The organism is Pseudomonas sp. Pf153 (assembly GCF_001269775.1).
GTDB lineage: Bacteria > Pseudomonadota > Gammaproteobacteria > Pseudomonadales > Pseudomonadaceae > Aquipseudomonas > Aquipseudomonas uvaldensis.
Map to the genome: position 1 here is coordinate 209,369 of NZ_LHVL01000006.1, position 25,532 is coordinate 234,900.

The 25,532-nt window shown below is 59.9% G+C and carries 25 protein-coding genes; 20 read left to right on the plus strand and 5 right to left on the minus strand.

The genetic code is table 11. The features are described from left to right. Nucleotides 1–155 precede the first annotated feature (155 nt). The 3 genes from secA to AD666_RS01750 all read left to right on the plus strand — a co-directional run bounded on the left by secA (nt 156) and on the right by AD666_RS01750 (nt 5,426). Nucleotides 156–2,897, plus strand: a complete 2,742-nt coding sequence (gene secA / locus AD666_RS01740) for a preprotein translocase subunit SecA (RefSeq protein WP_053146941.1) — start codon at nt 156–158, stop codon at nt 2,895–2,897. Between the two features lie 121 nt (nt 2,898–3,018). Then, nucleotides 3,019–4,236: a bifunctional glutamate N-acetyltransferase/amino-acid acetyltransferase ArgJ gene (gene argJ / locus AD666_RS01745; RefSeq protein ID WP_053146943.1), complete on the plus strand. Its 1,218-nt coding sequence runs from the start codon at nt 3,019–3,021 to the stop codon at nt 4,234–4,236. A gap of 245 nt (nt 4,237–4,481) precedes the next feature. Next, entirely contained in the window at nt 4,482–5,426 is a 945-nt protein-coding gene (locus AD666_RS01750) for a Nudix family hydrolase (RefSeq protein ID WP_053146946.1), read from the plus strand. A gap of 136 nt (nt 5,427–5,562) precedes the next feature. Here AD666_RS01750 and AD666_RS01755 read toward each other — a convergent pair whose 3' ends face one another. Genes AD666_RS01755 through AD666_RS01765 form a run of 3 tightly spaced genes read right to left on the minus strand, consistent with a single transcriptional unit; the run spans nt 5,563 to nt 9,146 of the window. Beyond that, a complete protein-coding gene (locus tag AD666_RS01755) occupies nt 5,563–6,144 on the minus strand; it encodes a cob(I)yrinic acid a,c-diamide adenosyltransferase (protein WP_053146948.1) in 582 nt (193 codons plus the stop codon). A 2-nt stretch (nt 6,145–6,146) separates the two neighbouring features. Beyond that, a complete protein-coding gene (locus tag AD666_RS01760) occupies nt 6,147–8,183 on the minus strand; it encodes a HAMP domain-containing sensor histidine kinase (RefSeq protein WP_053146950.1) in 2,037 nt (678 codons plus the stop codon). Between the two features lie 45 nt (nt 8,184–8,228). Further along, a complete protein-coding gene (locus tag AD666_RS01765) occupies nt 8,229–9,146 on the minus strand; it encodes a putative 2-dehydropantoate 2-reductase (RefSeq protein ID WP_053146952.1) in 918 nt (305 codons plus the stop codon). A 184-nt stretch (nt 9,147–9,330) separates the two neighbouring features. Between AD666_RS01765 and AD666_RS01770 the strand changes: the two genes are divergently transcribed. Next, a complete protein-coding gene (locus AD666_RS01770) occupies nt 9,331–9,816 on the plus strand; it encodes a YajQ family cyclic di-GMP-binding protein (RefSeq protein WP_053146954.1) in 486 nt (161 codons plus the stop codon). Nucleotides 9,817–9,885: 69 nt separating this feature from the next. Beyond that, nucleotides 9,886–10,728 carry a mechanosensitive ion channel family protein gene (locus AD666_RS01775; RefSeq protein WP_053146956.1) on the plus strand — a complete coding sequence of 281 codons (843 nt, stop codon included), beginning with the start codon at nt 9,886–9,888 and terminating at the stop codon, nt 10,726–10,728. A gap of 71 nt (nt 10,729–10,799) precedes the next feature. Here the strand turns inward: AD666_RS01775 and AD666_RS01780 are convergent, their stop codons facing one another. Beyond that, a complete protein-coding gene (locus AD666_RS01780) occupies nt 10,800–12,131 on the minus strand; it encodes an OprD family porin (RefSeq protein ID WP_053146958.1) in 1,332 nt (443 codons plus the stop codon). 866 nt (nt 12,132–12,997) lie between these two features. Between AD666_RS01780 and AD666_RS01785 the strand changes: the two genes are divergently transcribed. Next, entirely contained in the window at nt 12,998–13,423 is a 426-nt protein-coding gene (locus AD666_RS01785) for an HIT domain-containing protein (protein ID WP_053147435.1), read from the plus strand. Nucleotides 13,424–13,426: 3 nt separating this feature from the next. Then, nucleotides 13,427–13,633 carry a SlyX family protein gene (locus tag AD666_RS01790; protein ID WP_053146960.1) on the plus strand — a complete coding sequence of 69 codons (207 nt, stop codon included), beginning with the start codon at nt 13,427–13,429 and terminating at the stop codon, nt 13,631–13,633. Nucleotides 13,634–13,705: 72 nt separating this feature from the next. Here AD666_RS01790 and AD666_RS26895 read toward each other — a convergent pair whose 3' ends face one another. After that, nucleotides 13,706–14,311, minus strand: coding sequence for a cold-shock protein (locus AD666_RS26895; protein ID WP_053146962.1), 606 nt, complete (start codon nt 14,309–14,311; stop codon nt 13,706–13,708). A gap of 377 nt (nt 14,312–14,688) precedes the next feature. On the opposite strand from AD666_RS26895, the gene AD666_RS01800 reads away from it, so the two are divergent. The 13 genes from AD666_RS01800 (at nt 14,689) to tolB (ending at nt 25,502) form a co-directional block, all read left to right on the plus strand. Then, complete coding sequence (locus tag AD666_RS01800) at nt 14,689–15,162, plus strand: Dps family protein (protein WP_053146964.1); 474 nt, start codon at nt 14,689–14,691, stop codon at nt 15,160–15,162. Between the two features lie 276 nt (nt 15,163–15,438). After that, nucleotides 15,439–15,810, plus strand: a complete 372-nt coding sequence (locus AD666_RS01805; protein ID WP_053146966.1) for a ribbon-helix-helix domain-containing protein — start codon at nt 15,439–15,441, stop codon at nt 15,808–15,810. A gap of 175 nt (nt 15,811–15,985) precedes the next feature. Beyond that, a complete protein-coding gene (locus AD666_RS01810; protein ID WP_042728755.1) occupies nt 15,986–16,207 on the plus strand; it encodes an FmdB family zinc ribbon protein in 222 nt (73 codons plus the stop codon). A gap of 75 nt (nt 16,208–16,282) precedes the next feature. Then, nucleotides 16,283–18,058, plus strand: coding sequence for an aspartate--tRNA ligase (gene aspS / locus AD666_RS01815; RefSeq protein WP_053146967.1), 1,776 nt, complete (start codon nt 16,283–16,285; stop codon nt 18,056–18,058). Nucleotides 18,059–18,174: 116 nt separating this feature from the next. Beyond that, on the plus strand, nt 18,175–18,921 hold the full coding sequence (locus tag AD666_RS01820; RefSeq protein ID WP_053146970.1) for a YebC/PmpR family DNA-binding transcriptional regulator: 747 nt from the start codon (nt 18,175–18,177) through the stop codon (nt 18,919–18,921). Between the two features lie 155 nt (nt 18,922–19,076). After that, nucleotides 19,077–19,601, plus strand: a complete 525-nt coding sequence (ruvC, locus tag AD666_RS01825; protein ID WP_053146972.1) for a crossover junction endodeoxyribonuclease RuvC — start codon at nt 19,077–19,079, stop codon at nt 19,599–19,601. A 114-nt stretch (nt 19,602–19,715) separates the two neighbouring features. Then, the gene (gene ruvA / locus AD666_RS01830; RefSeq protein WP_053146974.1) at nt 19,716–20,324 is read left to right on the plus strand and encodes a Holliday junction branch migration protein RuvA; all 609 of its coding nucleotides are present in this window, start codon (nt 19,716–19,718) and stop codon (nt 20,322–20,324) included. Further along, entirely contained in the window at nt 20,325–21,386 is a 1,062-nt protein-coding gene (gene ruvB, locus AD666_RS01835; RefSeq protein ID WP_053146976.1) for a Holliday junction branch migration DNA helicase RuvB, read from the plus strand. It begins immediately after the preceding gene. A 128-nt stretch (nt 21,387–21,514) separates the two neighbouring features. After that, complete coding sequence (ybgC, locus tag AD666_RS01840; RefSeq protein ID WP_053146978.1) at nt 21,515–21,982, plus strand: tol-pal system-associated acyl-CoA thioesterase; 468 nt, start codon at nt 21,515–21,517, stop codon at nt 21,980–21,982. Further along, a complete protein-coding gene (gene tolQ / locus AD666_RS01845; protein ID WP_053146980.1) occupies nt 21,972–22,667 on the plus strand; it encodes a protein TolQ in 696 nt (231 codons plus the stop codon). The genes ybgC and tolQ overlap by 11 nt, the downstream gene beginning before the upstream one ends. Before the next feature lie 23 nt (nt 22,668–22,690). Next, nucleotides 22,691–23,143, plus strand: a complete 453-nt coding sequence (gene tolR / locus AD666_RS01850; protein WP_172679583.1) for a protein TolR — start codon at nt 22,691–22,693, stop codon at nt 23,141–23,143. Next, entirely contained in the window at nt 23,143–24,204 is a 1,062-nt protein-coding gene (gene tolA, locus AD666_RS01855) for a cell envelope integrity protein TolA (RefSeq protein ID WP_053146984.1), read from the plus strand. The genes tolR and tolA overlap by 1 nt, the downstream gene beginning before the upstream one ends. Beyond that, entirely contained in the window at nt 24,201–25,502 is a 1,302-nt protein-coding gene (gene tolB, locus AD666_RS01860) for a Tol-Pal system beta propeller repeat protein TolB (RefSeq protein WP_082339636.1), read from the plus strand. The genes tolA and tolB overlap by 4 nt, the downstream gene beginning before the upstream one ends. Nucleotides 25,503–25,532 lie beyond the last annotated feature (30 nt).

Below are 25,532 nucleotides of genomic sequence, written 5' to 3' on the forward strand. Positions count from 1 at the left end.
GGCCCCGTCACAGCGCTGTGCCAGCATCGTGGAATAACGCCACTTTCCTCACCATCGTTTCCGGGTAGAATGCTCGTTCGCATGCGGCCATGAGGGCTGCACGGGCGACTCACGGGGCCGCCCTCCATCCCTTTAGTGTGGAAGATCCTGCCGATATGTTTGCGCCTTTGTTAAAGAAACTCTTTGGAAGCAAGAACGAGCGTGAAGTCAAGCGCATGCTCAAGACGGTACAGATCGTCAATGCCTTCGAAGAGCAGATGGTGGCCCTTTCGGACGATCAGTTACGCGCCAAGACTGCCGAATTCAAGGAACGCATCGCCAAGGGGGAAACCCTGGACCAACTGCTGCCTGAAGCCTTTGCGGTCGCCCGCGAAGCCGGCAAGCGGATCATGGGCATGCGCCACTTCGACGTTCAGTTGATCGGCGGCATGACCTTGCACGAAGGCAAGATCGCCGAAATGCGCACCGGTGAGGGCAAGACCCTCGTGGCCACCCTGGCGGTGTACCTCAACGCGCTGTCCGGCAAGGGCGTGCACGTGGTGACGGTCAACGACTACCTGGCCCGCCGCGACGCCAACTGGATGCGTCCGCTCTACGAATTCCTCGGGCTGTCCGTCGGCGTCGTCACGCCGTTCCAGCCGCCGGAGGAGAAGCGCGCCGCCTACGCCGCGGACATCACCTACGGCACCAACAACGAATTCGGCTTCGACTACCTGCGCGACAACATGGCGTTCAGCCTGGAAGAAAAATTCCAGCGCGAACTCAATTTCGCCGTGATCGACGAAGTCGACTCCATCCTCATCGACGAAGCCCGTACTCCGCTGATCATTTCCGGTCAGGCCGAGGACAGCTCCAAGCTGTACACCGAGATCAACAAACTGATCCCGCAGCTCAAATTGCACGTCGAGGAAGTCGAAGGCGAAGTGACCCAGGCGGGGCACTACACGGTCGACGAAAAGACCCGCCAGGTGGAGCTCAACGAAGCCGGTCACCAGTTCATCGAGGAAATGCTCACCCGCGTCGGCCTGCTGGCCGAAGGCGAGAGCCTGTACTCGGCCCATAACCTGGGCCTGTTGACCCACGTCTATGCTGGCTTGCGTGCCCACAAACTGTTCCATCGCAACGTCGAATACATCGTGCAGGATGGCCAGGTCGTACTGGTGGACGAACACACCGGCCGTACCATGCCGGGCCGTCGCCTGTCCGAAGGCCTGCACCAGGCCATCGAAGCCAAGGAAGGCCTGAACATCCAGGCCGAGAGCCAGACCCTGGCCTCGACCACCTTCCAGAACTACTTCCGCCTGTACAACAAGCTGTCCGGCATGACCGGTACCGCCGACACCGAGGCTTTCGAGTTCCATCAGATCTACGGCCTGCAAGTGGTGGTGATTCCGACCAACAAGCCGCTGGCGCGCAAGGACTACAACGACCTGGTGTTCCTGACCGCCGAAGAGAAGTACGCAGCGATCATCAATGACATCAAGGAAGGCATGGCCCAGGGCCGTCCGATCCTGGTGGGTACCGCCACCATCGAGACGTCCGAGCACATGTCCGCGTTGCTGACCAAGGAAGGCATCGAGCACAAGGTCCTCAACGCCAAGTTCCACGAGAAGGAAGCCGAGATCATCGCCCAGGCCGGTCGCCCGGGTGCGCTGACCATCGCCACCAACATGGCCGGTCGTGGTACCGACATCCTGTTGGGCGGCAACTGGGAAGTGGAAGTGGCTTCCCTGGAAAACCCGACGCCCGAGCAGATCGCGCAGATCAAGGCCGACTGGCAGAAGCGTCACCAGCAGGTCCTGGAGTCCGGCGGTTTGCAGGTGATCGCTTCCGAGCGTCACGAATCTCGCCGTATCGACAACCAGTTGCGTGGTCGTGCCGGTCGTCAGGGCGACGCCGGTTCCAGCCGCTTCTACCTGTCTCTGGAAGACAGCCTGATGCGCATCTTCGCCTCCGACCGGGTGAAGAACTTCATGAAGGCCCTGGGCATGCAGCCTGGCGAAGCGATCGAGCATCGCATGGTGACCAACGCCATCGAGAAGGCCCAGCGCAAGGTCGAAGGTCGCAACTTCGACATCCGCAAGCAATTGCTGGAGTTCGACGACGTCAACAACGAACAGCGTAAAGTGATCTATCACATGCGTAACAGTTTGTTGGCTGCCGACGACATTGGCGAAACCATCGCCGATTTCCGCCAGGAAGTGCTCAACGCCACCGTCAGCGCGCACATTCCGCCGCAATCGTTGCCCGAACAATGGGACATTGCCGGTCTGGAAGCCTCGTTGCGCAGCGACTTTGGCGTGTCGTTGCCGGTCCAGCAGTGGCTGGACGAAGACGATCACCTGTACGAAGAGACCCTGCGCGAGCGGCTGCTGGCCGAGCTGATCGCCGCGTACAACGAGAAAGAAGACCAGGCCGGTGCCGAGGCACTGCGCTCCTTCGAGAAACAGATCGTGCTGCGGGTGCTGGACGACCTGTGGAAAGACCACTTGTCGACCATGGATCACCTGCGCCACGGTATCCACCTGCGCGGTTATGCCCAGAAGAACCCGAAGCAGGAATACAAGCGCGAGTCGTACACGCTGTTCTCCGAGCTGCTGGATTCGATCAAGCGCGATTCGATCCGTGTGCTGTCCCACGTTCAGGTTCGCCGCGAAGATCCGGCCGAAGAAGAAGCCCGTTTGCGTCAGGAGGCCGAGGCCCTGGCGGCGCGCATGCAGTTCCAGCACGCCGAAGCCCCTGGGTTGGAAGCGACCCAGGCCACTGAAGAAGGTGTTGACGTTGATGTCGCCCTGGCGACCGCGCCGGTGCGCAACGAGCAGAAGCTGGGCCGTAACGAACTGTGCTACTGCGGTTCGGGCAAGAAATACAAGCATTGCCACGGGCAGATTCAATAACGCCCGTTTCAAACGCTGAATGACCTGCGCCGCGACCGGTTAACACCGTCGCGGCGTTTTGCCATTTGATTCTCCGTCTCGACGAAGACGGTACAGACATAAATTATTAAGGAGCGCATTCATGGCTGTTGGTCTTGGTCCGTTGCCAACGTTGCACCCGGTTGCCGGTTTTGAACTCGGTATTGCCTCTGCGGGCATCAAGCGTCCGGGACGCAAGGATGTGGTTGTCATGCGCTGTGCCGAGGGTTCGACGGTGGCCGGCGTGTTCACCCTCAATGCCTTCTGCGCCGCTCCGGTCATCCTGGCCAAACAACGTGTGCAAGGACCGGTGCGTTATCTGCTGACCAACACCGGCAATGCCAATGCCGGCACCGGTGCGCCAGGTCTGGCCGCCGCCGAGCGTACGTGCGCCAAGCTGGCTGAACTGACCGGTGTCGACGCGGCCCAGGTGCTGCCGTATTCCACTGGCGTGATCGGTGAGCCACTGCCGGTCGAGAAGATCGAAGGCGCGTTGCAGGCCGCTCTCGATGACCTGTCGGAGAACAACTGGGCGGCTGCCGCTACCGGCATCATGACTACCGACACCCTGCCCAAGGGCGCGAGCCGCCAGTTCCAGCACGATGGCGTGACCGTTACCGTTACGGGCATCAGCAAGGGTGCCGGCATGATTCGCCCGAACATGGCGACCATGCTCGGCTATATCGCCACCGACGCCAAGGTGTCCCGCCAGGTGTTGCAGGACCTGATGCTCGACGGCGCCAACAAGTCGTTCAACCGCATCACCATCGACGGTGATACCTCCACCAACGACTGCTGCATGCTGATCGCCACCGGCAAGGCCAACCTGCCGGAGATCACCGAAGCCAGCGGCCCACTGTTTGCGGCCCTGAAGCAGGCCGTGTTCGAGGTGTGCATGGAAGTGGCACAGGCCATCGTCCGTGACGGTGAAGGTGCGACAAAATTCGTGACCGTGCAGGTCAACGGGGGTGGCAACCACCAGGAATGCCTGGACGTCGGCTACACCGTGGCGCACTCGCCGCTGATCAAGACGGCACTGTTCGCCTCCGACCCGAACTGGGGCCGGATCCTCGCTGCTGTCGGGCGTGCCGGCGTGCCGGACCTGGACGTGAGCAAGATCGACGTGTTCCTGGGGGAAGTCTGCATTGCCAGCCAGGGTGCGCGTGCGGCCACCTACACCGAGGCCCAGGGCGCGGCGGTGATGCAGCAGGAAGAGATCACCATCCGTATCGAGTTGGGACGGGGTGATTGCAGCGAGACGATCTGGACCACTGACCTGTCCCATGAGTACGTCAAGATCAACGCTGAGTATCGGACTTAACAGGGCTTGGGACCGAGGTGCGCCTATCGCGAGCAGGCTCGCTCCCACAGGGAGTCGGTGGTGTGAATACTATTTAAGCCACTCAACAAGTCCCTTGTGGGAGCGAGCCTGCTCGCGATGGCGGCGGTGCGGTTGCACACTTTTCAGGTGGAACTGCCCGAGGTGAATGCGGCCCAAGTCGAAACCCGTTATCAATGGCCGGCGCTCAAGGTGTGGCAGGCGGCCGGCCTGGAGGACACTGCGCGGTGAAACGAGTACATGTAGCGGCAGCGGTCATTCGTGACGCTGCCGGCAAGATCCTGATCGCCCGGCGTGCCGATACTCAGCACCAGGGGGGGCTATGGGAGTTTCCCGGTGGCAAGGTGGAGGCGCACGAGTCTGTCCAGACGGCCCTGGCTCGGGAGCTTCGGGAAGAACTGGGCATCCTGGTCACTGCCGCCCGTCCCTTGATCAAGGTGCGTCACGATTACCCGGACAAGCAGGTGTTGCTGGATGTCTGGGAGGTATCGGCGTTTACCGGCGAGCCTCATGGCGCCGAGGGGCAACCGTTGGCCTGGATCACGGCCCGTGATCTGTCCAGCTATGAATTCCCGGCGGCCAACCAGCCGATTGTCGCGGCGGCGCGTTTGCCCGGCGATTATCTGATTACCCCGGAAGGTCTTGAAACGCCGGCCCTGTTGCGAGGTATCCAGAAGGCTATCGCGGGTGGGATCAAACTGGTCCAACTGCGCGCGCCCAACGGCTACGACCCGCAATACCGCGACCTGGCGGTGGATGCGGTGGGGTTATGTGCCGGCAAGGCCCAACTGATGCTCAAGGGACCCTTCGAATGGCTGGGGGATTTCCCCTCCGCCGGTTGGCACATCACCGCCGCGCAACTGCGCAAGCACGCGGGGGCTGGTCGACCCTTCGGCAAGGAGCGCTGGTTGGCGGCGTCCTGCCACAACGCCGAAGAGCTGTCCCTGGCGCAACAGATGGACGTGGACTTCGTAACGCTCTCGCCCGTTCAGCCGACGCAGACCCATCCCGAGGCCCTGCCGTTGGGGTGGGAAGAGGCTTCGCGGTTGATCGAGGGGTTCAACAAGCCGGTCTATCTGCTGGGTGGGGTGGGGCCGGGTGAGCGGCAACAAGCCTGGGAGGCCGGAGCTCAGGGTGTGGCGGGGATTCGGGCGTTTTGGCCTGAGGGATGATCTACCGCGTGGCTGATGAACTCTTCGCGAGCAAGCCCGCTCCCACAGTTGACTGAGTTCTTCAGGAAGAACGCGCTTCAACTGTGGGAGCGGGCTTGCTCGCGAAGACGGCCTGACAGGTAATGGATTTCTGTGATCAATCTCCAGGCCTGGCCGCCGCCTCCCAAAGTACCTCGGCAACACCCTGGCGTCGGGCAATCACCCTGGCCGCCACGAACAATAAGTCCGACAACCGATTGATATAAGCCAACCCCGGCCCCGCCAGCGGTTCGACGGCATTCAATTGCTGACAACGGCGCTCGGCGCTGCGGGCCAGGCTGCGGCAGACATGAGCCTGGGCCACCAGGACCGAGCCGCCGGGCAGGATGAAATTCTCCAGCGGCCCCAGCTCTTCATTCCATACATCGATCGCCGCTTCCAGGCGCTCGACCTCCGTCGTGTTCAGGGCTTGATAGGCTGGCATGGCCAGTTCACCGCCCAGGTCGAACAGCCGGTGCTGGCAGGGGGCGAGCACTTCGCTGACTTCATTCAGTGCCGGGCAGCGGGCTGATTCGGTGGCAAGTCCGGCCAGCAACAATCCCAACTGACTGTTGAGCGTATCCACTTCGCCGATGGCCTCGATCCGTGGATGATCCTTGGTCACGCGACGGCCATCGCCCAGCCCGGTTTCACCCTTGTCGCCGGTGCGGGTGTATATCTTCGACAGGCGAAACCCCATGTTCAGCGCTCCAGTAGCTTGTTTTCTTGCGGCACCACCGAAGTACCCGCCAAGGGCAGGCGCAGGGTGAAGCAAGTGCCCTGGCCCGGCGCCGACTGTACTTCCATCTGGCCCTTGTGGTTGTTGGTGATGATGAAATACGACACGGACAAGCCCAGGCCGGTGCCCTGGCCGACTTCCTTGGTGGTGAAGAACGGCTCGAAGGTGCGCTTGCGCACGTTTTCGCTCATGCCGATTCCGTTGTCCTCGACCTGGATTTCCGCCCAGGGCGGATTCAACCGGGTGCGCAGGATGATGCGCCCGGGTTCGCTGTTGTCCTGGCGCTGATGGATCGCCTGGGCAGCATTTTTCAACAGATTGAGCAGTACCTGTTCCAGCTCGTTGGCCGTGCCGGGCACAGGCCCCAGGTTCGGGTCGAACTGGCGGATGATCGCCTGGCCCTTGAAGTCGAAGCCGATGGTCAGGTCGAAGTCGTTTCCGGCGATCTCCACCGCCTGGTCAATCAGCGCCGGCAGGTCGCAGGGGGCCATCTGTCGGGTGCTGCGACGGCTGAAACTGAGCATATGGGTGACGATTTTCGCCGCCCGGGCACCGGCCTGCTGGATGCCATCGAGCAGGTGCGGAATGTCCCGGCCTTCGAGGTAGCGGTTGACCACTTGCAATTCGATACCCAATTGTTCGGCCTGTTCGAGGTTCTTGGGCAGCTCAGGCGAAAGGCGGCGACGAATGTTCTGCACGTTGTGCAGGATCGCCCCCAGCGGGTTGTTGATCTCATGGGCCATGCCGGCGGCGAGGCCGCCGACGGAGAGCATCTTTTCCGACTGCACCATCATTTCTTCCAGCGACAGGCGCTGGGTGATGTCATCGATGCGGATCACCACCCCGCGCCCGGCGCCACCCATCAGTGGGTAGAAGGTCAGGGCGTAATGCCGGGCTTCATCGTCCTTGGTCCAGGTGACGCGTTCGATCTTGGCGACCGTGTGCTGCTCGACCGTCTGCTTGAGTTGCGGCAGGTAGGGCTTGAGCGGTTCGAAGGCGAGGAAGATCGGTTGATTCAATGCTTCGTCCAGCCGCGTACCGGAGAGGGCGCTGGCTTCCTGGTTCCACTGGGTCACGTAGAGCTGTTCGTCCAGGGCGATCAGCGCCGACGGCATGGAGTCGATGATGCTGTTGAGGTAATTCTGGAAGCCCGTGAGCTTTTTCTCGATCTTGCTGCGTACCTGGACTTCCAGCTCCAGCTTGCGATTGGTGTGCCGGGTTTCTTCCGCAAGACCCTGGGCCTGGTCATAGGCGGCCTGGGAATCGTCCCGTGCGCGTTTGAGCTGCTGCTCCCGAGCCTCGATCCGTGACAGCATGGTGTTGAACGCTTCGGCCAGGCTGCCGATTTCGTCATGGTTGCCCCGGGCGGCGCGCAGGGAATAGTTCTCCTCGCGGGTGACCTGGCGGGACAGTTCTTCAAGTTGATGAATCGGCTGGGTAATCAGGCGCTTGATTTGCTGGGCGATGACCAGCCACAGCAGCACGCTGAAAATGAGGATGCCCAGACTTGCGGTCAGGGTGCCGGTGTAGAACGCCGTGGGCAGTTCGCTGCTGGCGACCAGCAGCAAGTGCCCCGGCGCCTTGCCAGGGCGAGGCAGGGTAATGACCTGGTTGCTGCGGAATTCGCCGGCCTGCCAGGCCTGCATATTGCGGAAATGGTCCGGTAGCTTGAGCTTTTCGCCCTGTTGCAGTTGCGCCAGGCGATCGCCTTCGCCGTCATACAGGGCCGCCGCTCGCAGGGGCGCGTAATTGTTGAGTTCATCGAGCAGGCGCCTGGCGTTTTGTGGCGATTTCAGGGCATCGGAGATCAGGCTCGGGTTGGCGATGAGCCGGCCGATGGTCTGCAAGGCCTGAGGGGCCATGCTTTCCTGGGAAATGTAATAGGCGGCGCTGATAAAGGTCAGGTTGGCCACCAGCAGGACGGTGGTCAGCAATACCAACAGGGCGGCCAGCAGTTTCTGGCCGACCGGCAGGTTTTCAAGGCGTTGGCGCAATGGCATCAGACTCGTCGCAAAAAAGGAATACGAGGCCAGCGTAGCCGCTGCTCAGTCGCTGGGCAATCCGAGGTTATCCAGGTAAGCGACCAGCCGCTGGCGCAGTTGCTCCAAGTGAGGCACGGCCAGCTGGTGTCGTTGGGCAACCTTGCAGGCGTGGCCGAGCAGGTAGCTGATTTCGGTGCGGCGCTGTCGGGCGACGTCCTGGTACATCGACGAGTAATTGGCGGCGGTGGCCTGGATCACTCGCTCGACTTCCGGCTGCAGTTCCTCGGCGGCGGCTGGCTGGCCGCAGCGTTCGAGCAGATCGGTCAGTTCTGCGCACAAGGTCGCCACTTCGCAGCGATGGTCCTGCAAGCCGCCATTTTTGCACTGATGCAGCACAGTCAGCGGATTGATCGCACAGTTGAGGGCCAGTTTGCGCCAGAGTCGGGTGAGGATATCGGCACTCCATTCGTGGGGGATGCCGGCGGCGGTCAGGTCCTCCAGCCAGATCGGCGCGACGGGGCGGGTGGGGTCCCCCAGCCACGTATAACCATGACCGGCGAACACGACGCGCCAATCGCCGTCACGAAAGGCGCCCTCGGTGCTGGAGGCACTGATGCAACGCGCCAGTGGGACGCGGTTTGCCACCGCGTCCTGGCTACCGAGACCGTTCTGCAGCAGGATCAGCTCCGAGTCCGCGTCGAGGCGGTGGGCCACAGAGTTCACGGCTTCCACTGCATCATAGGCCTTGCAGGCCAGCAGCAGACGCTTGATCGGTTCGGGGCTCTCTGCCGTTTCGCCTGGAACCGGATAGCACTGTGATTGGCCCTGTTCCACCAATGTCAGGCCTCCGGCGGCTCGATAGGCCTGCAATCGGTCTTCATTGCGCAACACCAGTCGCACCGGCAGCCCGGCCCGAGCCAGGCGCGCCGCCCATAACGTACCGAGGCTGCCGGCCCCCAGGACATGCCAGGTCGTGGACATCAGTTTTTCACTCGGTTTGGCAAAGGCATCTGAGGGCTCGCGGTATGGGTTGAAAAGACTCGTTATAATGAGCGCGATTTTAACCACAAGCCAAGCGCGCGCCGCCCGCCCGCCTTTATTACTGAGTACTGGGTACTGAGTTACTGGGCTACTGGCGCGCCTTTTCATTATTGGAGAACACTACATGCCGTCATTCGACGTGGTATCCGAACTCGACAAACACGAGGTCACCAACGCGGTGGAAAACGCCGTCAAGGAACTCGACCGTCGTTATGACCTCAAGGGCAAGGGCAGCTTCGAGTTCAAGGACAAGGAATTGACCGTCAACCTCACCGCCGAAGCCGAGTTCCAGCTCGAGGCGATGATCGACATCCTCAAGCTTGCGTTGGTCAAGCGCAAGATCGACGTGCAGTGCCTCGAGGTCAAGGACGCCTATGCTTCGGGCAAAGTCATGAAGCAGGAAGCCGTGCTCAAGGAAGGCATCGACAAGGAACTGGCGAAGAAAATCGTCGCCCATATCAAGGACGCCAAACTCAAGGTACAAGCCGCCATCCAGGGCGAGCAGGTGCGGGTGACCGGCAAGAAGCGTGACGACTTGCAGGAAGCCATCGCTGCCTTGCGCGGCAAGGAGTTCGGCATGCCGCTGCAATTCAATAACTTCCGCGACTGATATCAATTGTTCGCATGACCGTGGCGAGGGGGCGTGCACCCACGCCACGAACGGGAAAAGGAGAACACGATGGACTTGAACGCTGAAGTTGACCACCTGGTGAAGGTTTCCCAGGCCTGGATACCGATGATCATGGAATACGGCAGCCGTGTGTTGCTGGCGATCATCACCCTGGCCATTGGCTGGTGGCTGATCAACAAGGTGACACAGAAACTGGGCGCGTTGCTGGCGCTGCGTAATGCTGACCTGGCGCTGCAAGGGTTTATCAGTACCCTGGCGAACATCATTCTGAAGATACTGCTGGTCGTCAGCGTCGCTTCGATGATCGGTGTGGAGACCACCTCGTTCGTCGCTGCCATCGGTGCCGCCGGCCTGGCGATTGGCCTGGCCTTGCAGGGCAGCCTCGCGAATTTCGCCGGTGGCGTGTTGATCCTGTTGTTCCGCCCGTTCCGCATTGGCGACTGGATCGAAGCCCAAGGCGTTGCCGGTACGGTGGACAGCATCCAGATCTTCCACACCGTGCTGCGCACTGGTGACAACAAGACAGTGATCGTGCCCAACGGCAATCTGTCGAACGGCATCATCACCAACACCAACCGCCAACCGACCCGCAAAGTGGTGTTCGATGTGGGGGTGGATTACCAGGCCGACCTGCAAAAGGCCCGGCAGGTATTGCTGGACCTTGCAAAGGATGAGCGCGTATTGGCCGATCCGGCGCCCGAGGCGGTGATTTCCACCCTGGGCGACAGTTCGATCACGGTATCGTTGCGTATCTGGGTCAAGACGGCGGATTACTGGAACGTGATGTTCATGCTCAATGAACAGGCGCGGGACCGTTTGAAGGATGCGGGAATCGATATTCCGTTTCCGCAGCGAGTGATTCGCGTGGTTCAGGACGGGCCACAGGCATAATCCTCTCGCAATGAAAAAGGCCCATCCGAAGATGGGCCTTTTTTTGATTACCGCAAACTGACTTTCGGCAATTACAGAACCGAAATCGGGTAGTCGACGATCAGGCGGAACTCGTTGATATCGCCTTCAGCCTGGTCGGTGTTGGCGCGGTGCCATGCCTGACGAACGCGGAACGACAGGTCCTTGGCAGGGCCGGCCTGAACCACGTACTTGGCTTCGAGGTTGGTTTCGTGATGCTTGCCATCATCACCATAACCGATGGCGTTGTATGGACTGGTGGCATCCATTTTGGAACCGTCGATATCCCAGCCTTTAACGTAACGGGCCATGAAGCTCAGGCCAGGTACGCCGTACTCAGCCATTTTCAGATCGTAACGAACCTGGGCAGACTTCTCGTTAGGAGCGTTGAAGTCAGAGTACTGGATGGAGTTTGCGAGGAAGATCGAGTCGCCACCACGGTTGTTCTTGCCTACACCGATGTAGTCGAACGGAGTATCGCCGTTGACTTTCTGGAACGCCACGGTAACGGTGTGTGCTTTGAGGAACGAGTAAGCAGCCGCCAGGGAGAACGTGGTGTTGCTGATATCGCCAGCCTCGGCGCTGCCAGCGTCGGTGGTACGGTAGATGTTACCGTCCAGGTTCAGCGACTGATCGCCGCCCATTGGGATGGTGTAGTTCAGGTTACCGTAATACTGGTTCCAGATATCTTCCAGCTTGGCGCCATATACCGATGCGCTCAGGTTGTCGCTGAACGCGTATTTGCCGCCAACGTAGTCGATGGTGTTGGCTTCTACGCCAGCGTAGTTTGCAAACAGGCCGCCGTCACGAGCGTTGCGATCCTGGCTGGTGCTCGAGTAGAAGTGGCCGGCTTCGAGGTCAAGATCTTTGACTTCACTGCTCTGCAGTTGGAAACCGCTGGCAGTTTGAGGGAGGATGCGGGAGCCACCGACTGCGAACACTGGAGAAGTGCTTGGCTGCATGTCGCCGAATTTCAGCTCAGTCTTGGAAATGCGGAACTTGATGGCCGCGCCGGCTTTGCCTTGGCTGTCGTTCACTTCGCCATCGGCGTCGCGGCTCATGTTGCCAGTGCCACCGGTACCGTCGCCACCGTCCAGTTTGACCGCCAGGTAACCGAACGCATCGATACCGACGCCTACGGTGCCTTGGGTGTAACCGGAGTTGAAGTTGCCCCAGATGCCTTGGGTCCAGTCTTTCTGGTCGTTGCTACCGTTTTTGTTATCACGGTTGAAGTAATAGTTACGCAGCAACAGGTCGAACTTGGCGTCTTCAACAAAGCCTTTGGCTTCAGCCTGGTCACTTACAAACGGTGCGGCCGTAGCCATTTGAGTACTGGCTGCTGCAGCAACGGCCAGTGCGATCATGCTCCACTTCATCACGCGCATCGTGATTTGCTCCTTTGGTTTTAGAAGAGTACTGCCGTCCCACCTGTTTTTTTATCTGGGCGGCTCTTTCTTTTTGTGTCGGCGCAAACTTATATCACGCCGACCCTATTGGCGATACTTGCCCATCCAACCTTTCAGCTTCTTTACGACCATGTCGCCAATGGCTCGATCCATGTCGCAATGGGGCTGTTCCGACGCGATCGGAATCGCAACTTGAATGTCGCTTCTTTTTCTTCGGCGTCGGTGTAAAGAGTCCTTGGTTACTGCGCTTGGAGCTCCTTATGGGCAACCCTGCCACGTTATTCATCGGCCTACAGGTTTTCGTTCCGACGGCCCCCTGCAGGCAATGGTTGAGTGAATGCAACAAGCGTGCACAAATCCAAATTTCATTTACATTTTTTTCACATTTTGCGTCTCGGTGCCGTGAAACCTCATGAAAACGGGCCCCAAAAGCCTTGTTTTAAATAGGGTTGACTACCGAGGTGCTCTCGTGTTTCAGGTCTACAAACTCCTCGCGACAACAAAAAACGTTACCGGTTCACCCCGTCGGTGAGTAGATCCCGGATGCTATGTGCACTGAGCGTAGACGCATTGTGCGGTTTTGGTGCAAAAAAAAATCAATGAAATCGCTCAAGATCGGCGCTTGGAAGGTTCATGAAGCGCTCTCCTGTGTTTTTTGGGTGCTGATGCACTGGTTTGGTGCTGTCGGGCGATCGGACGTGCAATTCTTCAAGCAGTGCATGATAGCCGGTTGTTACGCGGTGAACGTTCCGCCATTCGCGGGTATGCTGCGAATATATGTCCTACCCGGGGCTCCTGGCCTCGTGGAACCGGACGGAATCGATAACGAGCGAGGAGTACGTGCGGTGTTTGCCTTAGATCCACAATTGCAACAAGACACGGTGCCCATCGGCGATTTCCCACTGTGCCGGCTGCTTTTGTCCAACGATTCGAATTACCCGTGGTTCATCCTCGTGCCGCGACGGGAAAATATCAGTGAATTATTTCAGTTGAATGACACTGATCAGCGGCAACTGTGGAAAGAGACGACGGGGTTGGCTGAAACTCTCAAGGATTGCTTTGACGCCGACAAACTGAATGTGGCGACGCTGGGTAATGTCGTCAGCCAGTTGCACATGCATGTTATCGTGCGAAAAAAGGATGATGCGGCCTGGCCGGCGCCAGTCTGGGGCAAGCACCCGGCGCGGCCCTATAATGCAGAACAGGTGATCGCTATCCGTGAACGCTTGCGGGTGGCTCTGACCGATGATTTCAAGTTTATGGAGGGCTGAACCATGAATCTTGAAGAGCGTGTGACCGATCTGGAAACTCGCCTGGCATTTCAGGATGACACTATCCAGGCATTGAACGATGTGCTGGTGGAGCAGCAGCGGGTGGTCGAGCGGCTGCAACTGCAGATGGCGGCCTTGCTCAAGCGACAGGAAGAAATGGCCGGGCAATTCGAATCCGTCGAAGAAGAGGCCCCGCCGCCCCACTATTGATGATCCGGCCGGATGGCAGGCAAAAAAAACCGCGAGCAGCCAGGCTGCATCGCGGTTTTTTTACGCCTGGAATCAGCGGCGCGGTAACGCTGCGATCACATCTTCGGCCTGCAGGCCCTTGTCGCGGTGCATCACGGAGAACTCCACGCGCTGGCCCTCGACCAGTACGCGGTGACCTTCGCCACGAATGGCCCGGAAATGCACGAAGATATCATCGCCGGAGTCACGGGAAATAAAGCCGAACCCCTTGGAGGTGTTGAACCATTTAACAGTGCCGGTATCGCGGTTCGACATGTCGTAATGCTGTGGCGCGGCAGCCGGCGACGACTTCTTGTAGAAGCTGACGGCCAGTTGCAATGCCACCGCGAGCAGCGCCGCGGTGAGGCTGAACAGAATAGCCGGATGACCGGCGATTTCCGGCAGAGGCGCGAGCAGGCTCAGGGTTTGCAGGGCGACGGCCAGTACCAGCAATGCACTGACCAGGTTTTGCAGTTGATGGCGTGGACCTTTGTGCCAGTGGGGGATGACAGGTGCGAGGATCAGGTTGAGCAGGCCGAAAAAGGCCAGGTAAAGCGCGTCAGGGTGTTGCAGGTAGGGTGTGGCTTCGGAACCCAGGCTAGGAATGAAGGACAGCAGCAAGGCAGCTGCGCCCATTAGCAAGTGGACGATTTTCAACATTTTGATTGGCTCACGGTTTAGACAGATCACAAGGAAGAGCTGCTCGGGGACGGTTCGCTTCGGAACGATGAGAGGCGTTGGACACGTACCCGAATCAGCCTATGCGCCACACCCGGGAAAATAAGCGTGGCGACACACTGCCTATTTAACAGTAAAGCCGGGGCCTTCTCAAACTCGTTGCGGGCGGGGGCTGCGCTGTTCGTCGGCCCGAAAGCCGGGCGGGTTCTTGAAGGTCTCTGTCAAAGGGCGTTGAATTTCCCGGTACCCCGGCGTGTCAGTTCAGGGAGTGCAGGCGATTTGTCGCAGGGGGCGGGCGGTAACACCCGCTAAAGTGACAGAACAGCTGTTCTATTTATCCCGTCAGGAGATCAATCAACATGGCAATAGATATCGGTATCAGTGAAGAAGATCGCAAATCCATTGTCGACGGACTGTCACGTCTGCTATCGGACACCTATGTGTTGTATCTGAAGACTCACAATTTTCACTGGAACGTCACGGGCCCCATGTTCCGGACCCTGCATTTGATGTTCGAGGAGCAATACAACGAGCTGGCGCTGGCGGTGGATCTCATTGCCGAGCGAATCCGTGCCCTCGGCTTTCCCGCGCCGGGAGCCTATTCCGTGTATGCGCGCCTGTCGTCCATCAAGGAGGAGGAGGGCGTGCCGAGCGCCGAAGACATGATCCGGCAATTGGTGGAGGGCCAGGAAGCAGTGACACGCACCGCTCGCGGTATTTTCCCTTTGCTGGACAAGGTCAGCGACGAGCCTACCGCCGATCTGTTGACCCAGCGTATGCAGGTGCATGAAAAAACGGCGTGGATGTTGCGTTCGCTGCTGGACGAACGGTGAGCGTTGCGCGGGCGATGATGTGCTGCTCGGCATCATCGTCCGCCTGGGGTGGCTGCTGGTTTCCTTCGTATCAGGCTTTTCGATCAGTCGACAGGCTTCCTCTGGGGTAACCCATCGTGTGTAGGACGACGTAAATCCTCGCCGGCTTGCTGTTGGCTTGTCCTACGTTGATGGTCATAAAGTCATCTGGATCTTACGACCCCCATTGAGCTTCCATGGGCTGACAGATTGATTGTTGTGACTGAGAGGTTCGTATGGCAAAGGAGTGTCAGCGGTATGATTCAAGGAAAAGAAACCAGGGAGGGTGCGCAGGGGCGCTACCAGGCCATTCATGTCGACCCGTTCGTCAGCGGCTTCGACATGCAGCTGGCCCGGCCTCTGTCCCGCTCCATCCGCCTGAACGGATTCGCCACCTGCCTGCGGCTGGAGCAGGTCTACTGGGACATCCTCCGGGATATGGCGCAGCTCAACAATTGCTCGATCAGTACCCTGTTATCCCACGTGGACAGGGAGGTGCACCTGCGTCATGGCGGAGTGCGCAACTTCAGCGGGTTGGTGCGTGTGGTCTGCGTCGTACACAGCCTGAAGGAGGCAGGGATGGAGGTTGTAGAACGCCACTGGCGTGGTACGCCGCCCGCTGGTGACTGAGCAGGAAAGCAGATGAATGCTTGCGGGGGTGTTCCCGATACGTTTGCCCTTTCCAGGAAAACGAATCGGGAACACCCCCTACGGCTGCACAGGCTGCATTTAATGGATATAATCCCGCTCTTTGCCGCAAAGCCCAGCTTTTGCGTGAGTAACCTGATCGCCGAGACAACCTCCCATGCCGATGTACGACTATCAATGTGCTTCCTGTGGTCATCAGATGGAAGTCATTCAAAAGATCAGCGAGGCACCGCTGGTCGACTGCCCTGCCTGCCAGGCGCCGGAACTGAAAAAGATGCTGTCCATGCCGGGGTTTCGCCTTGGCGGCACTGGCTGGTATGAAACCGACTTCAAGACCGGCGCCAAGAAGAACCTGGCCGGTGGCGACAAAGCTGACTGAGTTGAACACGCGCGGGTCCCTGCACGGGCAGGGCCTCCAACCGAATGTCGAATTACGAGAAGTGAAACCACTACCATGATGCGCAGCCATTATTGCGGCCAACTGAACGAAAGCCTGGAAGGTCAGGAAGTTACTCTTTGCGGATGGGTCCATCGTCGCCGTGACCATGGCGGGGTGATTTTCCTCGATATCCGTGATCGTGAAGGCCTGGCCCAGGTGGTGTTCGACCCGGACCGCGCTGAAACCTTCGCCACGGCCGACCGCGTGCGCAGTGAGTACGTCGTCAAGATCACCGGCAAGGTGCGTCTGCGCCCGGCTGGCGCTGGCAACGCCAACATGGCGTCCGGCATGATCGAAGTGCTGGGCTATGAGTTGCAGGTGCTCAACGAAGCGGAAACCCCGCCGTTCCCGCTCAACGAATATTCCGACGTAGGCGAGGAAACCCGCCTGCGCTATCGCTTCATCGACCTGCGTCGTCCGGAAATGGCCGAGAAGCTGCGTCTGCGTTCGCGCATGACCACCAGCATCCGCCGCTACCTGGACGAGAACGGCTTCCTCGACGTCGAAACGCCGATCCTGACCCGCGCCACGCCGGAAGGCGCCCGTGACTACCTGGTGCCGAGCCGTACCCACCCCGGCAGCTTCTTCGCCTTGCCGCAATCGCCGCAGCTGTTCAAGCAATTGCTGATGGTGGCTGGCTTCGACCGTTACTACCAGATCGCCAAGTGCTTCCGCGACGAAGACCTGCGTGCCGACCGTCAGCCTGAGTTCACTCAGATCGACATCGAGACCAGCTTCCTCGACGAAAAAGACATCATGGGCCTGACCGAGGGCATGATCCGCAACCTGTTCAAGGAAGTGCTGGGCCTGGAATTCGGTGAGTTCCCGCACATGACCTTCGAGGAGGCCATGCGCCGCTATGGTTCCGACAAGCCGGACCTGCGTATTCCGCTGGAACTGGTGGACGTGGCCGACCAGCTCAAGGAAGTCGAATTCAAGGTATTCAGCGGCCCGGCCAACGATCCGAAAAGCCGCGTGGCCGCCTTGCGCGTGCCGGGTGGGGCAAGCATGCCGCGCAGCAAGATCGACGACTACACCAAGTTCGTCGGCATCTACGGTGCCAAGGGCCTGGCGTACATCAAGGTCAACGAGCGCGCCAAAGGCGTCGAAGGCTTGCAGTCGCCGATCGTCAAGAACATCCCCGAAGCCAACCTGAACGTGATCCTCGATCGCGTCGGCGCGGTCGATGGCGACATCGTGTTCTTCGGTGCCGACAAGGCCAAGATCGTCAGCGAAGCCTTGGGCGCGCTGCGTATCAAGGTCGGTCATGATCTGGAGCTGTTGACCTGCGAGTGGGCGCCGATGTGGGTCGTTGACTTCCCGATGTTCGAAGAAAATGACGACGGCAGCTTCTCCGCGCTGCACCACCCGTTCACCGCACCCAAATGCTCGCCTGAAGAGCTGGAAGCCAGTCCGGCGACTGCCTTGTCCCGTGCATACGACATGGTCCTGAACGGCACCGAGCTGGGTGGCGGTTCGATCCGTATCCATCGCAAGGAAATGCAACAGGCGGTCTTCCGTCTGCTGGGTATCGACGAAGCGGAACAGGAAGAGAAATTCGGCTTCCTGCTCGATGCGCTGAAGTACGGTGCACCGCCCCACGGTGGCCTGGCCTTCGGCCTGGACCGCCTGGTGATGCTGATGACCGGCGCCCAGTCGATCCGTGAAGTGATCGCGTTCCCTAAAACCCAGAGCGCGGCCGATGTCATGACCCAGGCGCCGGGTGAGGTGGATGCCAAGGCTCTGCGCGAGCTGCACATTCGCCTGCGTGAACAGCCAAAGGCTGAGTAAGGCTGGCACCTGAGGGCGCATCTTCGGATGCGCCTTTTCATTGGTGTCGATATTTCCGATTGCCGGCGGCTGCGCAAGGGCAGGGCCGGCAATGTTTCAAGAAAACGGAGCGAGTTATGGCAGGTCATTCCAAGTGGGCGAACATCAAGCACCGCAAAGAACGTCAGGATGCCAAGAGAGGCAAGATCTTTACCAAGTGGATCCGTGAGCTGACGGTCGCGGCCCGCCAGGGTGGCGGTGATCCGGGTTCCAACCCGCGCTTGCGCCTGGCCCTGGACAAGGCGCTGGGTGCGAACATGAGCCGCGACATCATCGACCGGGCCATTGCCAGGGGAGCGGGTGCGACCGAGGCTGACAACGTTGAAGAGCTGACCTACGAAGGTTACGGTCCGGGCGGCGTGGCAGTGATGGTCGAATGCATGACCGACAACCGGAACCGTACCGCGGCGGCCGTGCGTCATGCCTTCAGCAAATGCGGCGGCAACCTGGGCACTGACGGTTCGGTGGCCTATCTGTTCGAGCGCAAGGGGCAGATCAGCTTCGCGCCAGGCCTCGATGAGGACGCCCTGACGGAGGCAGCCCTTGAAGCCGACGCAGACGACGTGGTCGGCCACGAAGACGGCTCGTTCGACGTGTTCACGTCGTTCGCCAGTTTCTATGCCGTGCGCAACGCGCTGGAGGCTGCCGGGTTCAAGCCGGCCGATGCGGAAATCGTCATGCAGCCGACCACCAGCGCCGAACTGGATCTGGAAGGCGCTGAAAAGGTGCTCAAGCTGATCGACATGCTTGAAGACCTGGATGATGTACAGAACGTCTACTCGAACGCCGATATTCCTCAGTCGGTGGCTGAACAGCTAGGATGATTTGTAGTCGCCACGTTCAAATGTGAGAGCGAGCCTGCTCGCGATAGCGATAGAACTGCCTGCAAAAATGTTGCAGGGAGGCCGCCATCGCGAGCAGGCTCGCTCCCACAGATTCCTCACAGGCTTCAGCCATTTCTCTTCAACCTGCAGGCGCTATGACTCTAATCCTTGGCATCGATCCCGGTTCGCGCATCACTGGCTATGGCGTGGTTCGCGACACCGGACGCGGTTGCGTGTACGTGGCCTCCGGCTGTATCCGTACCGGCGCCGGTGAATTGCATGAGCGCCTGCAGATCGTTTATCGCGGCGTGCGCGAAGTCATCCAGACCTACGGCCCGGTCACCATGGGCATCGAAAAGGTTTTCATGGCCCGCAACGCCGATTCGGCTCTGAAGCTGGGGCAGGCCCGGGGCGCGGCGATTGTTGCCGGTGCCGAGGAAAGCCTGGAAATTGCCGAGTACACCGCTACCCAGGTCAAGCAGGCAGTCGTCGGAACGGGGGCGGCGAACAAGGAGCAGGTGCAGATGATGGTGATGCATTTGCTGAAATTGGTCAGCAAGCCGCAGATCGACGCTTCCGATGCTCTGGCGATTGCCATTTGTCATGCGCATACGCGGTCCAGCCTCATGCCTCACGGTTTGGGGACTGCACGCAGTCGTGGCGGGCGCCTGCGTCTCTGATAGCATCGGCGCAATCATTCATGAGCCTGGGCATCGAACACCTGTATTGTTGGCGTTCTGTCCAGGTTTTCACTTTGCCAGCCGGCGGCTGGCCAACGCCCAAGGATCTGAAACGTGATTGGACGCTTGCGCGGCACTCTGGCTGAAAAGCAGCCGCCGCACCTGATTCTGGATGTAAACGGGCTGGGCTACGAGCTGGAAGTGCCCATGACCACGCTGTACCGTCTGCCGTCGGTCGGCGAGCCGCTGACACTGCACACCCATCTGGTCGTACGAGAAGATGCGCAGTTACTGTACGGTTTCGTCGGCAAGCGCGAGCGAGACTTTTTTCGTGAACTGATCCGTCTCAATGGTGTGGGGCCGAAACTGGCCCTGGCCTTGATGTCGAGCCTGGAAGTCGACGAGCTGGTGCGTTGCGTTCAGTCCCAGGACACCTCCGCATTGACCAAGGTACCGGGCGTGGGCAAGAAAACCGCCGAACGCCTGCTGGTCGAGCTCAAGGATCGGTTCAAGGCCTGGGAGGCTGTGCCGGCCATGTTTGCCCTGGTGCCGAACCAGCCGGACGCGCCCGCGCCTGTCATCAGTGCCGAGAGCGATGCGGTCAGTGCGCTGATCTCCCTGGGCTACAAGCCGCAGGAAGCCAGCAAGGCCGTTTCCGCCATCAAGGAAAAGGGCCTGAGCAGCGAGGAAATGATTCGTCGCGCCCTGAAGGGGATGATTTAAGTGATTGAAGCCGATCGTCTGATCGCCGCCACGGGTGGCCCCCGTGACCGCGAGGAAATCCAGGACCGTGCGATTCGCCCTGTCAGCCTGGCCGATTACATCGGCCAACCGACCGTGCGCGAGCAGATGGAACTGTTCATCCAGGCGGCCCGTGGGCGCAGCGAATCGCTGGACCACACCCTGATCTTCGGCCCACCGGGCCTGGGCAAGACCACCCTGGCAAACATCATCGCTCAGGAAATGGGCGTGTCGATCAAGAGCACATCGGGACCTGTCCTCGAGCGACCGGGGGACCTGGCGGCACTACTGACCAACCTCGAGCCGCATGACGTGCTGTTCATCGACGAGATCCACCGGCTGTCGCCCATCGTCGAGGAAGTGCTGTACCCGGCCATGGAGGATTTTCAGCTCGACATCATGATCGGCGAGGGGCCGGCGGCGCGTTCCATCAAGCTGGACCTGCCACCTTTCACCCTGGTGGGCGCCACCACCCGAGCCGGCATGCTGACCAACCCGCTGCGTGACCGTTTCGGCATCGTCCAGCGGCTGGAGTTCTACAGCAATGCGGACCTGGCGACGATTGTCAGTCGCTCGGCGGGCATTCTCGGGTTGCCGCTGGATCCGGAGGGGGCCTATGAGGTGGCCCGTCGCGCCCGAGGGACGCCGCGGATCGCCAACCGTTTGTTGCGCCGGGTGCGGGATTTTGCCGAGGTCCGCGCCAAGGGTCATATCACCAAGTCGATTGCCGACCTGGCGTTGAACCTGCTGGACATCGACGAACGGGGTTTCGATCATCAGGACCGGCGCCTTCTGCTGACCATGATCGAGAAATTCGACGGTGGGCCGGTGGGCGTGGACAGCCTCGCGGCAGCCATCAGCGAAGAGCGCCATACCATCGAGGATGTGCTGGAACCTTATCTGATCCAGCAAGGCTATATCATGCGTACCCCGCGCGGGCGTGTGGTGACGCGGCATGCCTATCTGCACTTTGGTTTAAACATCCCGACACGAATGGGTGAGATGCCGACGGTAGACGAATTCCTCGATGCCGTGGACGATTGACCGACCTCCGTGCAGCGACTTTTTTGCGGTTCGTGCTGTCCCAGATCACGCCCGGAGCGTCAATGCACTCGAGAATGAAAAAACAGTTGCCTGGCCGGATTGGCAACCTGAGGAGTAAGCACTAGAGTATGCGCGCGCAAAACGGGCTGGAGTCGTTCGCACATCGCTGTCGCGTTTATTACGAGGACACCGATGCCGGCGGCATCGTTTACTACGTCAATTACCTCAAGTTTATGGAACGGGCTCGAACCGAACGGCTGCGGGGACTGGGTTTCGCCCAATCCGCACTGGCAGGGGAGGACCTGTTATTCGTCGTGCATTCCAGCGAAGCGCGTTATCACGCGCCGGCGCGATTGGACGATGAGCTTCTGGTAACGGCCGATGTCATCGAATTGAACCGTGTCAGCCTGCGCTTCAAGCAGCAAGTGAGGCGGACAACGGATAATGCACTGCTCTGTGAAGGGCAGTTTTTGGTGGCCTGTGTGCGCACCCATAGTTTGAAACCCCGGGCCATTCCCGAAGCTCTACGTACGGCCTTTGCCGGCGTGAGCGGCGCGGGTACACACTCAGAGCAGGAGATAAAGCGTGGAAGCTAACGTCGTCGACCATACCTCCATGTGGAGCCTGGTCAGCAATGCCAGTGTCGTGGTGCAACTGGTAATGCTGACCCTGGTAGCCGCATCGGTGACCTCATGGATCATGATTTTTCAGCGTGGCAACCTGTTGCGCGCCGGTCGCCGTGCCCTGGAGAGCTTTGAAGAGCGCTTCTGGTCCGGTATCGACCTGTCCAAGCTCTACCGCCAGGCGGGCAGCAACCCGGATCCGGACTCGGGCGTCGAGCAGATCTTCCGCGCTGGCTTCAAGGAGTTCTCCCGCTTGCGCCAGCAGCCGGGCGTCGACCCCGAAGCCGTGATGGAAGGCGTGGCCCGCGCCATGCGCGTGGCCATTTCCCGCGAGGAAGAAAAGCTCGAACAGAGCCTGCCATTCCTGGCCACCGTCGGTTCGGTCAGCCCGTACATCGGTCTGTTCGGTACCGTCTGGGGGATCATGAACTCCTTCCGTGGCCTGGCTTCCGCCCAACAAGCGACCCTGGCTACCGTGGCTCCTGGTATCGCCGAGGCACTCGTCGCGACTGCCATTGGCCTGTTCGCGGCCATCCCGGCCGTTATCGCCTACAACCGTTTCGCTGCGCGCAGCGAAACGCTGATCGGCCGCTACTACACCTTCGCCGATGAATTCCAGGCGATCCTGCACCGCAAAGTGCACACCAGCGAAGAATAAGCAGGTATTTCCCGATGGCTTTAATCGCTCGAGCCCGAAACAAGCGCAAGCCGGTCGCCGAGATGAACGTGGTGCCCTACATCGACGTGATGCTGGTGCTGCTGGTCATCTTCATGGTGACCGCGCCCATGCTCAACCAGGGCGTGAAGGTCGATCTGCCCAAGGTTTCCAGCGAAGCCTTGCCGCAGGACAACAACACCCAGGTACTGACCATTTCGATCAAGGCTGACAAGACCTATTACTGGAACCTTGGCAGTGAAGTCGATACCGAGAAGCAGCAGGACCGGGCCATGACCTTGCCGCAGATGACCGATGCGGTGACCAAGATCATCAATAATGGCAACCAGAACGGCAAGCGCACCCAGGTCTTCATCCGCGGTGACAAGACGGTCGACTACGGTGCCGTGATGGGCGCCATGGGAGGCCTGCAGAAAGCCGGGGTCGGTAATGTTGGCTTGATCACCGAGGCCCCCTGATGCAGCAACAGCGAGAGCCGTCCGCCTCGGAAAGCTACTTCTGGCCCAGTGTTTGGGCAATTGGCTTGCATGTGCTGGTGTTCGGCATGCTCTTCGTCAGTTTTTCCATGACACCGGAGCTGCCGCCGGCCAAACCGATCGTGCAGGCGACCCTGTACCAGCTCAAATCCAAGAGCCAGGCCACCACACAGACCAACCAGAAGATCGCCGGTGAGGCGAAGAAATCTGCCGCACGCCAGACCGAAGTCGAGCAGATGGAGCAGAAAAAGGTCGAGCAGGAAGCGATAAAGGCCGCGGAACAAAAGAAAGAGGAAGCTGCTCAAAAGGCCGAAGAAGCGAAGAAGGCCGACGAGGCCAAGAAAGCTGACGAGGCCCGGAAAGCCGATGAGGCGAAAAAAGCCGCCGAGGCCAAGAAGGCAGAAGAGAAACAATTGGCTGATATAGCCAAGAAGAAAGCCGAAGAAGAAGCCAAGAAAGCCGCGGAAGAAGAGGCCAAGAAGGCGGCCGCTGAAGAGGCGAAGAAGAAGATCGTCGAGGACGCGAAAAAGAAAGCGGCCGAAGACGCCAAGAAGAAAGCTGAAGCTGACGAGGCGAAAAAGAAAATCGCCGAAGACGCGAAGAAGAAAGCCGCCGCCGACGCCGCCAAGAAAAAGGCCCAGGACGCAGCGCGTAAATCCGCCGAAGAGAAAAAGGCCCAGGCCCTGGCAGATTTGCTTTCCGACACGCCGGAGCGCCAGCAGGCCTTGGCCGATGAGCAGGGCGATGAAGTCGCCGGCAGTTTCGATGATCTGATTCGTGCCCGGGCGGCGGAAGGCTGGGCTCGCCCACCTTCGGCGCGCCAAGGCATGACGGTGGTCTTGCAGATCGGCATGTTGCCGGACGGTACGGTGGCCTCGGTCAGCGTGGCCAAGTCCAGTGGCGACGGACCTTTCGATGCTTCGGCGGTTGCAGCGGTCAAGAACATTGGACGATTGACGGAAATGCAAGGAATGAAGCCGAGCGATTTCGCTCCCTATCGTTCATTCAAGATGACATTCACACCTGAGGATCTAGCCTTGTGAGAAACCTTCTTCGATCAATGCTTGTCGTTATCTGCTGCCTGGCAGGGATAGCGGTGGCAGAGGAAAAGAACATTCTGGTCACCAGCGGCAGCGACCGGGCCACCCCGATCGCCGTCGTACCGTTCGGCTGGCAGGGCGGCAGCGTACTGCCGGACGACATGGCGGAAATCATCGGCAACGACCTGCGCAACTCGGGTTACTACGCGCCGATTCCGAAGCAGAACATGATCAGCCTGCCGACCCAGGCCAGCGAAGTCATCTACCGTGACTGGAAGGCCCTGGGCGCCCAGTACATCATGGTCGGCAGCATCGTTCCGGCCGGTGGTCGCCTGCAAGTGCAGTACGCCCTGTTCAACGTCGCCACCGAGCAGCAAGTGCTGACCGGAAGCGTGTCGGGCAGCGTCGACCAACTGCGCGACATGGCGCACTACATTTCCGACCAGTCGTTCGAAAAGCTCACCGGCATCAAGGGCGCGTTCTCTACCCGCATGCTCTATGTGACGGCCGAGCGTTTCTCGGAAAACAACACCCGCTACACGCTGCAACGCTCTGACTACGACGGCGCCCGTGCGGTAACCCTGCTGCAATCCCGTGAGCCGATCCTGTCGCCACGTTTCGCCCCCGATGGCAAGCGTATCGCCTACGTGTCGTTCGAGCAGAAGCGTCCGCGTATCTTCGTGCAGCACATCGATACCGGTCGTCGTGAGCAGATCACCAACTTCGAAGGCCTGAACGGTGCGCCGTCCTGGTCGCCGGACGGTTCGCGCCTGGCGTTCGTACTGTCCAAGGACGGTAACCCGGACGTCTACGTGATGAATCTGGCGTCTCGTTCGATCTCCCGCGTTACCAACGGCCCGGGCATCAACACTGAGCCGTTCTGGGGCAAGGATGGCTCGACCATCTACTTCACCTCCGACCGTGGTGGCAAGCCACAGATCTACAAGACCAGTGCCGGTGGCGGCGGTGCCGAGCGCGTGACTTTCGTCGGTAACTACAATGCCAACCCGAAACTGTCGGCGGATGAAAAGACCCTGGTGATGATCCATCGCCAGGATGGTTTCACTAATTTCAAGGTGGCGGCTCAGGATTTGCAGCGCGGCAGCGTAAAAATCCTAACTGATAGCACTCTGGACGAGTCGCCTACTGTTGCGCCCAACGGCACCATGGTAATCTACGCCACCCGCCAGCAGGGCCGGGGAGTGCTGATGCTCGTGTCCATCAATGGACGCGTGAGGCTCCCGCTTCCTACCGCACAAGGCGAAGTCAGAGAACCGTCCTGGTCCCCTTACCTGAACTGACGCGGCGCAATACGTTTTACTTAACACACT

Excerpts from the sequence above, each read along its gene's own strand:
- secA (WP_053146941.1), top strand. The coding sequence starts at position 156 with ATGTTTGCGCCTTTGTTAAAGAAACTCTTTGGAAGCAAGAACGAGCGT.
- tolA (WP_053146984.1), top strand. The coding sequence starts at position 23,143 with ATGCAGCAACAGCGAGAGCCGTCCGCCTCGGAAAGCTACTTCTGGCCC.
- AD666_RS01765 (WP_053146952.1), bottom strand. The coding sequence starts at position 9,146 with ATGTCCACGACCTGGCATGTCCTGGGGGCCGGCAGCCTCGGTACGTTA.
- AD666_RS01780 (WP_053146958.1), bottom strand. The coding sequence starts at position 12,131 with ATGCGCGTGATGAAGTGGAGCATGATCGCACTGGCCGTTGCTGCAGCA.
- AD666_RS01775 (WP_053146956.1), top strand. The coding sequence starts at position 9,886 with ATGGACTTGAACGCTGAAGTTGACCACCTGGTGAAGGTTTCCCAGGCC.
- aspS (WP_053146967.1), top strand. The coding sequence starts at position 16,283 with ATGATGCGCAGCCATTATTGCGGCCAACTGAACGAAAGCCTGGAAGGT.
- ybgC (WP_053146978.1), top strand. The coding sequence starts at position 21,515 with ATGCGCGCGCAAAACGGGCTGGAGTCGTTCGCACATCGCTGTCGCGTT.
- argJ (WP_053146943.1), top strand. The coding sequence starts at position 3,019 with ATGGCTGTTGGTCTTGGTCCGTTGCCAACGTTGCACCCGGTTGCCGGT.
- AD666_RS01770 (WP_053146954.1), top strand. The coding sequence starts at position 9,331 with ATGCCGTCATTCGACGTGGTATCCGAACTCGACAAACACGAGGTCACC.
- AD666_RS01820 (WP_053146970.1), top strand. The coding sequence starts at position 18,175 with ATGGCAGGTCATTCCAAGTGGGCGAACATCAAGCACCGCAAAGAACGT.
- AD666_RS01790 (WP_053146960.1), top strand. The coding sequence starts at position 13,427 with ATGAATCTTGAAGAGCGTGTGACCGATCTGGAAACTCGCCTGGCATTT.
- AD666_RS26895 (WP_053146962.1), bottom strand. The coding sequence starts at position 14,311 with ATGTTGAAAATCGTCCACTTGCTAATGGGCGCAGCTGCCTTGCTGCTG.
- ruvC (WP_053146972.1), top strand. The coding sequence starts at position 19,077 with ATGACTCTAATCCTTGGCATCGATCCCGGTTCGCGCATCACTGGCTAT.
- AD666_RS01810 (WP_042728755.1), top strand. The coding sequence starts at position 15,986 with ATGCCGATGTACGACTATCAATGTGCTTCCTGTGGTCATCAGATGGAA.
- AD666_RS01755 (WP_053146948.1), bottom strand. The coding sequence starts at position 6,144 with ATGGGGTTTCGCCTGTCGAAGATATACACCCGCACCGGCGACAAGGGT.
- AD666_RS01805 (WP_053146966.1), top strand. The coding sequence starts at position 15,439 with ATGATTCAAGGAAAAGAAACCAGGGAGGGTGCGCAGGGGCGCTACCAG.
- AD666_RS01800 (WP_053146964.1), top strand. The coding sequence starts at position 14,689 with ATGGCAATAGATATCGGTATCAGTGAAGAAGATCGCAAATCCATTGTC.
- AD666_RS01760 (WP_053146950.1), bottom strand. The coding sequence starts at position 8,183 with ATGCCATTGCGCCAACGCCTTGAAAACCTGCCGGTCGGCCAGAAACTG.